Origin of the sequence: Chromobacterium haemolyticum DSM 19808, assembly GCF_000711885.1 — a bacterium.
In the GTDB taxonomy this organism is placed as follows: domain Bacteria; phylum Pseudomonadota; class Gammaproteobacteria; order Burkholderiales; family Chromobacteriaceae; genus Chromobacterium; species Chromobacterium haemolyticum.
On sequence record NZ_KL543996.1, the window covers coordinates 33,280 to 43,536 of the forward strand.

General features: G+C 60.1%; 14 protein-coding genes. 10 read left to right on the forward strand and 4 right to left on the reverse strand.

Going from position 1 to position 10,257, the window contains the following annotated elements; translation table 11 throughout:
- Window positions 1–15: 15 nt before the first annotated feature.
- The 7 genes from fliD to BR71_RS21640 all read left to right on the forward strand — a co-directional run bounded on the left by fliD (window position 16) and on the right by BR71_RS21640 (window position 4,983).
- Window positions 16–1,389, forward strand: coding sequence for a flagellar filament capping protein FliD (gene fliD, locus BR71_RS21610; protein WP_043642294.1), 1,374 nt, complete (start codon window positions 16–18; stop codon window positions 1,387–1,389).
- A gap of 97 nt (window positions 1,390–1,486) precedes the next feature.
- The gene (gene fliS / locus BR71_RS21615) at window positions 1,487–1,897 is read left to right on the forward strand and encodes a flagellar export chaperone FliS (protein WP_043642104.1); all 411 of its coding nucleotides are present in this window, start codon (window positions 1,487–1,489) and stop codon (window positions 1,895–1,897) included.
- Complete coding sequence (fliT, locus tag BR71_RS21620) at window positions 1,894–2,223, forward strand: flagellar protein FliT (protein WP_043642106.1); 330 nt, start codon at window positions 1,894–1,896, stop codon at window positions 2,221–2,223. Before fliS ends, fliT begins: the two co-directional genes overlap by 4 nt.
- A gap of 125 nt (window positions 2,224–2,348) precedes the next feature.
- Entirely contained in the window at window positions 2,349–2,702 is a 354-nt protein-coding gene (locus BR71_RS21625; protein WP_039756323.1) for a DUF2802 domain-containing protein, read from the forward strand.
- The gene (fliK, locus tag BR71_RS21630; RefSeq protein ID WP_043642108.1) at window positions 2,699–3,712 is read left to right on the forward strand and encodes a flagellar hook-length control protein FliK; all 1,014 of its coding nucleotides are present in this window, start codon (window positions 2,699–2,701) and stop codon (window positions 3,710–3,712) included. The genes BR71_RS21625 and fliK overlap by 4 nt, the downstream gene beginning before the upstream one ends.
- Window positions 3,693–4,034, forward strand: a complete 342-nt coding sequence (locus tag BR71_RS21635; protein ID WP_019103813.1) for an EscU/YscU/HrcU family type III secretion system export apparatus switch protein — start codon at window positions 3,693–3,695, stop codon at window positions 4,032–4,034. Before fliK ends, BR71_RS21635 begins: the two co-directional genes overlap by 20 nt.
- Window positions 4,035–4,116: 82 nt before the next feature.
- Entirely contained in the window at window positions 4,117–4,983 is an 867-nt protein-coding gene (locus tag BR71_RS21640) for an NAD(P)-dependent oxidoreductase (protein WP_043642111.1), read from the forward strand.
- Between the two features lie 210 nt (window positions 4,984–5,193).
- On the opposite strand, the gene BR71_RS21645 is transcribed toward BR71_RS21640, so the two are convergent.
- Window positions 5,194–5,463 (reverse strand): HU family DNA-binding protein, encoded by a 270-nt coding sequence (locus BR71_RS21645; RefSeq protein ID WP_019103810.1) that lies wholly within the window; start codon window positions 5,461–5,463, stop codon window positions 5,194–5,196.
- Between the two features lie 64 nt (window positions 5,464–5,527).
- Window positions 5,528–6,394: a YicC/YloC family endoribonuclease gene (locus BR71_RS21650; RefSeq protein WP_039756321.1), complete on the reverse strand. Its 867-nt coding sequence runs from the start codon at window positions 6,392–6,394 to the stop codon at window positions 5,528–5,530.
- Between the two features lie 107 nt (window positions 6,395–6,501).
- Here BR71_RS21650 and BR71_RS21655 point away from each other — a divergent pair, with 107 nt between their 5' ends.
- The 3 genes from BR71_RS21655 to rph all read left to right on the forward strand — a co-directional run bounded on the left by BR71_RS21655 (window position 6,502) and on the right by rph (window position 9,128).
- On the forward strand, window positions 6,502–7,452 hold the full coding sequence (locus tag BR71_RS21655) for a serine/threonine protein kinase (protein ID WP_043642113.1): 951 nt from the start codon (window positions 6,502–6,504) through the stop codon (window positions 7,450–7,452).
- Between the two features lie 13 nt (window positions 7,453–7,465).
- Window positions 7,466–8,347: a PP2C family protein-serine/threonine phosphatase gene (locus tag BR71_RS21660; protein ID WP_043642115.1), complete on the forward strand. Its 882-nt coding sequence runs from the start codon at window positions 7,466–7,468 to the stop codon at window positions 8,345–8,347.
- Window positions 8,348–8,411: 64 nt separating this feature from the next.
- Window positions 8,412–9,128, forward strand: coding sequence for a ribonuclease PH (gene rph, locus BR71_RS21665; protein WP_043642296.1), 717 nt, complete (start codon window positions 8,412–8,414; stop codon window positions 9,126–9,128).
- A gap of 44 nt (window positions 9,129–9,172) precedes the next feature.
- Here rph and BR71_RS21670 read toward each other — a convergent pair whose 3' ends face one another.
- Entirely contained in the window at window positions 9,173–9,979 is an 807-nt protein-coding gene (locus BR71_RS21670) for a trypsin-like serine peptidase (protein WP_043642117.1), read from the reverse strand.
- Between the two features lie 89 nt (window positions 9,980–10,068).
- Window positions 10,069–10,257: hypothetical protein (locus BR71_RS24535; RefSeq protein ID WP_043642119.1), on the reverse strand; the 189-nt coding region annotated here is incomplete at its 5' end.

The window sequence follows — 10,257 nt, forward strand, 5'->3', positions numbered from 1 at the left end:
TAAAGGGTGATGAACATGGCAGGGATAACAACATCGGTCGGCTCGCTCGACGTCCAAACCATCGTAAGCCAACTGATGGCGATCGATTCCCGGCCATTGGTCGCCAGTCAGAAGAAACTGGAGGGCTATAACACCCAGCTGAGCGATCTTGGCAAGATCGGTTCCGCACTGTCTGCGCTGCAAAGCGCAATCACCAGCTTGTCGTCGGGATCGTTCTTGCAAGCGTTCAAGGTGTCCTCCAGCGACACCTCGGTAGCGGGAGTCAGCACCACCTCCGGTGGCGTGAATGGCACTTATGTCGTCAACGTAGCCAAACTGGCGACCTCTCGGCAATTGGTGTTTGACCAGTTCAACGGCGCCGATATCAAAGATGCGAAAACGGAAATCACCGGCGCGCCCAGTGAACTGAAGTTCACCATCAATGGCAAGGAACAGACGGTCAAGCTCAAGGATAATCCGGGCGATAAAGTCACCTTGCAGTCCATTTCAGACAAGATCAACGCCGAGGGCATGGGGGTTAACGCCTCTGTGGTTAAAAACGGCGATAACTATAAGCTGGTGGTGGCGTCGACCGCGTCCGGCACCGACAATAAATTCACCATTAGCGCTGGGGGTACCGATTCGGGTTCAACCAGCGGTTCGACGCTGGCGGGTTTGACGCAAAGTTCGACAGCCGCTAATGAGTCCAAGGACGCAGGCAATGCTGACTTGACCGTGAACGGCGTTCAGGTGTCTTCCGGTAGTAATAAAGTCAGCAATGCGATTCCAGGGGTTGACCTGGATCTGTACAAAGGCGGGGCAGGCGTTTCCACTACGGTGACGCTGAATCAGGACACCGCGGGGATCGGTAAGAATCTACAAAGTTTTGTCGACGCGTATAATCAAGTGCTGAGCTCGATCAAAGACGCGCGTGGCGGCAGCATGAAGGGCAATGCTTCGGTTTTGTCGATTCAGCAAAAACTACAGGATGTGTTGACCAAGTCTATCCCCGGAGTCGATCCGGTGAACTCCTATGCATACCTGTCCCAGGTTGGGATTGCCATTCAAAAGGACGGTACTCTCAAGCTGGATCAGACCAAGTTCAATGATGCTCTGAAAAAAGATCCGACCGCGGTCAAAAATCTATTCGGAAATACCAGCACTACCGGGATTGCGCAGTTGTTGAATAGAGAAATCAATAGCCTGCTAGGTCCCACCGGAGTCGTGGAAAGCAGCAAGACTTCTATCAATACGCGCATTAGTACCGAGAAAGCTTCACAAGACGCGTTGACTGCCCGGCTGGCTGCGCGGCAGAAACAATATATCCAGCAATACACCGCACTGAACTCGACATTATCTAAAATGACCGCCGCCACCAATAATCTTAGCGGTTTGATGTCTCAAGTATGAATTTGGTCTCTCGTCATGACTTTACGCTGAGGTCGGATAGGGCTGAACCGCCCGCCGACTTGGCATTGCCGGTGGTAACACTATGCTGAACTCCAGAATGTTGAAGCAATTCAACAAGGCTTATGAAAACGACGCCTTGAAGGCCGCGGTATACGGCGCCAGCCCGATCGGGATCGTGGTCATGCTGTACGAAGGCGCGATCAAGGCGATCATGTCCGCTAGTATTGCGATCGAAGCTCAGCGCTTTGACGAAAAGGCACGCATGATTTCGAAGGCAATGGACATCATCGAAGGCCTGCGCATCGCTTTGGATGTCGAGGCAGGCAGCGAGGCAGCCGTCAATCTGAACGAGCTCTACCTCTATATGAAGACGCGTTTGGGGCGGGCTAGCCTTAAGAACGATCTGGAAATCCTGGCTGAGGTACGTGGGTTGTTGGAAACCATTCTTCCCGCCTGGCAGCAGGTGGATCGCAGCCAGCCCGCGGCCAGCGCGGCGGCGGGCGCATGAAGGTGACGACGCGCGCGACTGCCTTGGTTCAACTGGTGGAGGAACTGGAGGCCTTGACGCCCCAGGTGTCCGCTGCGGTGTCCGCCAAGGACTATGAGCGTTTCAGCGCCTTGCAGGCGCAGCAGGAAAAGCTGATGTCCCGGCTGCTGACTTCGCTCACCCAGGAGGCGCTGTCCGGCCTGGAGGGCACTCAGCGCGACAGGCTGCGCGAACTGGTGCGGCGGCGCGAGGCCATCCAGGCCGATCTGGCGCAATGGTCAGAGGCGCTTCGCTCGGAACTGGTGCTGATCAATCAGAATTCTCGGGTGCTCAAACACTATCGTTGACCGCAAGCCGCCGGGATCGCCCAGCCGGGACGGCGGGGATGATTTGATGGCGGGTTGGCCTTGGGTTGTTGGAGGTTTCGCCATAAAATTAAGTCACGGCGGAAACTCTTCCATGGGGAACCAAGATGTCCGGCACCTTCTTCCCATACCTGATGGTTGTGCTCTGGCTGATGCTGGCCATGGCGGTGGCCTATGTTTACTGGCGCGTGCTGCGCCTGGAAACCAAACGCGACAGCTTGACCACCATGTATCTCGACCAGCAGCAACAGCAGATCAGCGCTATGCAGCGGGATATGTCGCGCCTATTGTCCCGCATGGAACAGCAGGCGCACGGGGATGTCGGGCTCAGTCCTTACAACCAGGCTATCGAGATGATTCGCCAGGGCCTGACGGCTTCCGAAGTGGCCTCCCGCTGCGGCATTTCCCGCAGCGAGGCCGAGTTGATCGTTTCCCTGTACCGAAATAGTCCCACCTCATGATTCCGTCAATCAATACCGGCGTCTTGCCGGCGCAGCAGATCAACTCCTCGCAGTTGTTGGGCGAGGGAGCCAAGCTGTTGCTGGAAACCGCGACGCTGCCCAGCCGCTTGCCGACGCTGTTGTTGGGCGAGCAGGTGACCGCGCGCGTAGCGGATCGGCTGGACAATAACCAGCTGGCGGTATTGATCAAGAATGCGCTGTTTACTCTGAATCTGCCTCAGGGAGCGACGGTCAGCGGGGATACCCTGCAGCTGAAGGTTGCGTCGTTGCAGCCGGCGCTGACCTTCTTATTGCAGGATGGCAGCAAGGAAAGCGCGGAGCAAAGCAAGAGCAGCTCGGTGCAAGTGGCCTTGAGCCCGGCTTCCCGCTATCTGACGCATCTGTTGTCCACCCAGACCAGCGACGCCGGCAAGCCGGTGCTGGTCAATGCGGCACAGCAGCCGCCGCCCAAGGTGGCGGAGGATTTGCAGCAGGGTGTGGCCAAGAGCGGCTTGTTTTATGAGTCTCATCTGAAGGACTTCGCCGACGGCCGCACCAGTCTGGCCGAAATCAAGCAGGAACCGCAAGCCAAAATGAGCCAGACGCTGGCAAGCGCCGAGCACGCCGCGGCTAGCGCGCGGCCGCAGGCTCAGGAACTGGGCAATCTGGTGCAAAGACAGCTCAATGGCTTGGAAAACCAGCAGCTGCAGTTTCAAGGCATGGCTTGGCCCGGCCAGCCGATGCAAATGGTGATTGAGCAGGAAAAGGCCGAGGCCGACCGGGAGGGTAATGGCCAGCAGGAGATGCAGGCCTGGTCCACCAATCTATCCTTGAACCTGCCGGCCTTGGGCGGCATGGCGGCGCGCATCCGTCTGGTGGGCCAGACGGTGCAGGTGTCTTTTGCCGCCGAAGACGAGCAGGCGGGACAGCTGATCACTCAAAACGCCAGCCGGCTGGAGGCGGGCTTGGCCTCGGCCGGCCTGGCCTTGGCTAGCTTGGTGGTGAAGGACGATGGCGCGGCCGCCGAGTGAGGACAAGCGCCGCTCGGCGGTGGCTTTGTCTTACCAGGAGGGCCACCGCTCTCCCAAGGTTGTCGCCAAGGGCTACGGCGAGCTGGCCGAGCGCATCATCGACCGCGCCCGGGAAGCCGGCGTGTTCGTCCATGATTCCCCGGAGCTGGTGTCCTTGCTGATGCAGGTGGACCTGGATAAGAACATCCCGCCGGAACTCTACCGCGCGGTAGCCGAGGTGCTGGCCTTCGTCTATTTTCTGGAGCATCACGCCTCCGGCAAGGATTATGAGTTCGAGGCCTGGTTGGGCGGGCGGAAGCCGGCACCCTTGCCCGAGCCCTGATTTCCCTCCGCCGCGCGCTGGCGTTGCGGCGCGCTTCCCCTTATCCTCGATGAATGTCGTCGTTTTCATCGTGGAGTCGCAAATGAAAGTCGGTTATATCGGTCTGGGCATCATGGGCCGTCCCTGCGTATTGAATCTGCTGAAGGCGGGCCATCAGGTGGCGGTGTGGGCGCGCAGCCGCGAACGGGCGGAGGATGTGTTGCAGGCCGGCGCCAGTTGGGCGGCCAGCCCGGCCGCGCTGGCAGGCCAGGTTGAGCTGTTGATCACCAATGTGTCGGATACCGCGGATGTTGAGCAGGTGTTGCTGGGCGAGGAAGGCGCGGTTCACGGAGCCGGCGCGGGCCTGGTATGCGCCGATATGAGCACCATCGCACCCAATGGCGCGCGCCGCATTGCGGAAAAGTTGGCGTCTTTCGGCGTGGACTTCCTGGACTGCCCGGTTTCCGGAGGCGAGGTGGGCGCTGTCAACGGCACGCTGACCATCATGGTTGGCGGCAAGGCGGAAGCCTTGGAGCGGGCGCGGCCGGCCTTGCAGGCCATGGGGCAAACCATTACCCATATCGGCGCCAGCGGCGCCGGTCAGGTGGCCAAGGCCTGCAATCAGATCGCGGTCGGCGTCGGGGTTGCCGCGGTGGCGGAAATCATGAAGCTGGCCCAGGCCTGCAATGTCGATCCCGCGCCGGTACGAGCGGCCTTGCTGGGCGGTTTTGCGCAGAGCAAAGTGCTAGATATCCACGGCCAGCGGATGATAGATGACAATTACGCGCCAGGCTTCAAGGCTAAGTTGCACGCCAAGGACATGCGCATCGTGCTGGAGACGGCGCGCGAGCAGGGCATCCGTTTGCCGGAAGCCGAACGGGTATCGGGCCTGATCGATCAGCTAGTGGCCGAGGGCGAGGGCGAGTTGGATTCGTCGGCGATCGCCAGGTTGATCTGGCGGCAGAACTGAGCCGGCGGAAAAGAGTCTGTTCCCGATCTAGCGAGCACGAGCGAGACAAGGCGAAAACAAGCAAAAAAGCGGAATGGTCGAGGGGGACATGAGCGTTTTGAGCTTGTTTTCGCCGTATCGACGCAGCGCAGCAGATCGGGAACAGGTGCTTAAGAAAACGGCAAGGCTCAGCCTCGCCGTTTTCGAACAGCGGTGAGAGCTGAGAACGCTTCAGGCGACTTTGTCCTTCAACTGCTTGCTGGGCAGAAACACCACTTTACGCTTGGCGGCGATCTCGATGGTTTCGCCGGTCTTGGGGTTGCGGCCGGTTCGCGCGGCGCTTTCCTTGACTTTGTACTTACCCACCACGGTGGTGATTTCATCGCCCTTGGCCAACGCGTTTTGCAGCACTTCGTCAAAAGCGCCCAATACGCGGAGCACGTCGGCCTTGCTCAGGCCGGATGTTTCCGCCAATGCCGCGATCAGTTCTGCTTTGGTCATGTCTTGGTCTTTCCCTAAGGTCTAGGAACGCTTGCCGCGGCGGCTTTGGCCGCCGGTTCCGTGCTTACTCGATATTCTGGATCTGCTCGCGCATCTGTTCGATCAGGACTTTCAGCTCTACCGAGGCTTGGGTGGTTTCGGTGGATACCGATTTGGACCCAAGGGTGTTGGCTTCGCGGTTCAGTTCCTGCATCAGGAAGTCCAGGCGCTTGCCGGATTGGCCGCCGGCCTTCAGGATGCGGCGCACTTCGCTCAGATGGGTGCTGAGGCGGGCCAGTTCTTCGTCGACGTCTATCTTCTGCGCGAACAGCGCGAATTCCTGCTTCAGCCGGTCTTCGTCGATATTGCCCAGCGCTTCTTGCAGGCGGCTGGACAGTTTGGACATATGGGCGTCCAGAATGGCCGGCAGCTTGGGTTTGATGGCGACGACGATGGCTTCCATGCCGGCGATGCGCTCCTCCAGCACCACCTTGAGCTTTTCGCCTTCGCGGCTACGCGAGGCGTTGAAGTCCTTCAAGGCCACGGTCAGGCTTTCCGTGCACAGTTGTTGCAGCACTTCCGGCGCCAGTTCGTTGGTTTTCATCACGCCGGGCCAGCGCATCAGTTCGCCCACGGACAGGCCGCGGTTTTCCCCTGCCTGCTCACGCACCTGCTGGGAGACTTCGATCAGGCGCTGCAGAACGCTCTGATTCAGTTCCAGCGTCGGCACGGCGCTGTCCACCTGATTGATGCCGACGCGGCATTCCAGCTTGCCGCGGCTGACTTTGGCGGAAATCAGTTCGCGCAGTTGCGGTTCGATCACGCGCAGCTCTTCCGGCAAACGCATTTGCAGATCAAGGTAGCGGTGGTTGACCGAGCGAATTTCTAGGCTAAGCAAGCCGCCGGGAAATTCCCTGCTGGTTGCGGCAAAGCCTGTCATACTTAAAATCATCAGACACCCCCTTAGATGAGCGGATTGTTTACATTCTCAAGGCTGGGCCCGAATTGCTTTGCTAAGCTCAATCCAAGGCCTGTGGACACTATAACAACTGACATCCCATGACTCAATCGAACCAGCAGACAGCCCTGCCGGCCGGCTCCCGGCTGGGGGAGTACACGATTGTTCGCCAACTCTCAGTGGGCGGCTTCAGCGTGGTCTATCTGGCCTTGGACGATCAGGACAATAAGTTCGCGATCAAAGAGTACCTGCCGCGCAATTTGGCGCTGCGGGACGAGGATGGCCACGTGACGGTGCCGCACGAACTGGATCGGGAGGCTTTCAACCTGGGCTTGAAGTGTTTCTTTGAGGAAGGGCGGATTCTCTCCGGCATTTCCCACCCCACCGTGGTGCGCGTGATTAATTTCTTCCGCGCTAATCAGACGGTTTATATGGTGATGGAATACGCGGACGGCCGTTCGCTGGTGCGCGAGCTGGAACTCGCTGGTGGCCGGCTGGAGGAACGACGCTTGCGCAAATGGTTCGCCGCGCTGTTGTCCGGGCTGCGCGAAGTTCATCTGCAGCGTTTGCTGCACCTGGACATCAAGCCGGCCAATATCTATGTGCGCCGCAACGGCGCGCCGCTATTGCTGGATTTCGGCGCGGCCAGGCAGACGCTGTCTCGCCGCGACAAACATTTCGCCTCGATGTACACCCCCGGTTTCGCCGCGCCCGAGCAGTATGAGAAAGACGCGCCGCTTGGGCCCTGGACCGACATCTACGCCTTGGGGGCCTGTCTTTACGCCTGCATGGGCGGCGGTACGCCGCAGATTTCCAAGGAACGCAAGGAAAGCGACAGGCTGACGCCGGCGAGCAAGGCGTTTCGTCATTTGTATTCCCGCGAGTTGCTGGAGTTGACCGACCAGTGCCTGGCGCTGTCTCCGGAAGAGAGGCCGGCCACGGTGCCGGAGCTGCAAAAGCGTCTGATGGCTGAGGAGTACAGTCAGCCGGAAGAGTTGGCGGGCAGCAAGTGGGTGGGATGGATAAAAAATCTGACTGGCGGACGCTCATGATGAGGGGATCGGCATGAAACTATCCATTTATCAGGAAAGCCGAATCGGCGGGAGGGCGTATAACCAGGACCGGTTGGTGATTGCGCATTCTCGCGACGCCGTGATGCTGGTGGTGGCGGACGGCATGGGCGGGCATTTGCGTGGAGAGGTGGCGGCGCAGATCACGGTGGACCTGCTCAGCGAGTTGTTCTATCAGCAAGCCACGCCGCTTTTGACGCATCCCAACCGTTTTCTGGTCAACGCGGTGAGCACCGCGCACCAGGTCATCCTCGACTATGCCGCAGATCATAGGCTGCCTGAGGTGCCAAGTACCACGGTGGTGGCCGCCATCATCCAGCAGGGTCAGTTGTATTGGTGTCATGTAGGCGATTCCCGGCTCTATCTGCTGGATGACAAGGGGCTGCGGCTGCGTTCACGCGACCATTCTCAGGTGCAACGCCTGATCGATCAGGGCCAGTTGAGCGAGGATGCCGCCAAGGTGCATCCGGAACGCCACAAGATCTACAACTGTCTGGGGGCGGCCAGCGATCCGGACATCGATGTCGGCGAGAAACAGAGCGTGGGCGCGGGGTGCTCCATCCTGCTGTGTTCAGATGGCCTGTGGTCGCAAGTCATGGACCCCGAACTGGAAAAGGTGTTTGTCCGCCGCAACGTCAGCCAAGTGTTGCCGGCGTTGATGAACGTGGCGGAACGCCGCGCCGGCGCGGGAGGAGACAATTTGTCCGCGGCGGCGGTGACCTTGCTGGACGAGGCGCAGGACTACGGCGAGCGCGAGGACGTGCTGGACACCGAGAAGGCGACGCCGCGTCAGCTGGGACGGATGATTCTGGATTCCAACCTGGAAACCATGCATCAGGAGATTCTGGCCAGCCGGGTAGCGGGCAAGCACGACTGAGCGCCTGCGCCGGCTGCGACGACTGTTATAATCGTCGGCATTTCCCGTTCTGGACGATGACATGATGCGACCTTCCCAACGCTCCGCCGATGCTTTGCGCACGGTGCGGATCAGCCGCCATTACCTCAAGCATGCCGAAGGCTCGGTGTTGATTGAGTTTGGCGATACCAAGGTGATTTGCACCGCCAGCGTGGACGACGGCGTGCCGGGCTTCCTGAAGGGCAAGGGCCGCGGCTGGGTAACGGCCGAGTACGGCATGCTGCCGCGTTCCACGGGCTCCCGCATGCGGCGAGAGTCTTCCGCCGGCAAGCAGTCCGGCCGCACTCAGGAGATCCAGCGCCTGATCGGCCGTTCGCTGCGCGCGGTGGTGGATCTGGAGAAGCTGGGCGAGCGCCAGATCCAGATTGATTGCGATGTGATCCAGGCCGACGGCGGCACCCGCACCGCCAGCATTACCGGCGCTTATGTGGCTTTGGCCGATGCGATCGGCCTGCTGCTGCGCGAGGGCAAGTTGAGCGAGAATCCGCTGCGCGACCAGGTGGCCGCGATTTCGGTCGGCTTGTATCAGGGCGTGCCGGTCTTGGATCTGGATTACGCGGAAGACTCCAACTGCGACACCGATATGAATGTGGTGATGACTGGCGACGGCCGTTTTGTTGAAGTGCAGGGCACGGCTGAAGGCGAGCCGTTTGGCGATCAAGAGCTGCAGGCGATGTTGGGCCTGGCCCGTTCCGGTATCCGCGAGCTGGTGGCGCTGCAGCGCCAGGCGCTGGCGGAGTGAGTCGAGCCCAGTTCAATAAAAAAGCCCCGGAAACGGGGCTTTTTTCATGGCTTGGCGCTCTTGCGAATGAACTGCTGCAGCGCATCGTAGAACATCGGCGCGCTGACGCTCATATTGTCTTCTTGTTTGCGTCGCGCGGCGACGGGGGCGGAGCTTTGCACCGCGACGATCACGGGCTGTCCCGGCCCCATCACGAACACAGGCGAGCCGCTATTGCCCTCCAGGGTGTCGCAGCGGTGCGTCAGCCGGCCGTCGGGGCGCAGTTTGGTGGCTTTGCAGGCGTTATGCACCAGCAGGTGCTTTTGATCGTCGATGGGGTAGCCGCCTTGGGTCAGCGTCCAACTTTGCTGATTCAGCAGTTCGCGCAACTGTTTGGCGTTGCCGCTGAAGACCGGCAATACGCCCTGGGTATCGCCCAGCGGGGTGGCCAGGCGCACGAAGGCGAAGTCGCGCGGCGCGATGCGCGGGGGGATGTAGAGCCCGTCCGCCCGGCGGTCCAGGCCTTTGAGGAAGCTCTTGTCCACCTGAACTTCCAGGATTTTGCTGCGGGCGGTGTATTCGTCGCCCCACAGGCCGACGGTGAAGCTGACGGCTGGGTCGAACCGGCCTTTCTCGTCAACAAAGCAATGCCCTGCGGTCAGCACCACGTCGCGGGCCACCAGCGCGCCGGTGCAAATGGTGCGTGAACGAGTTTGCAATTGCCCTACTGCAAGCCAGGGTTGATGGTCGGGGCGGGTGCGAACGCGGTCGTCCTGGCCGAAGAACAGGATTTTGTGTTCCGCGGAGATCTTGGGGGCGGCGGAAGCCAGCGGAGCCAGCAGCAGGCTGAGGACAAGCAGGGGGAGTTTCATCGAGTGTGGCCTTGCAAATGAAAACGGGGCGCCGAAGCGCCCCGAATTATGTGCGATTGCCGGAGGTGCCGGCAATGCTTGCCGCCTGATTACTTGGCAGCGGAAGCAGCTTTTTTGGAAGCTTTCTTCTCGGCTTTCTTGGCCGGAGCGGAAGCTTCTTTCTTAGCGGCTTGGGCTTTCTGAGCGGCTTTTTTGGAATCTTTCTTCTCGGCTTTCTTGGCCGGGGCGGAAGCTTCTTTCTTAGCAGCTTGGGCTTTCTGAGCAGCGGAAGCTTCTTT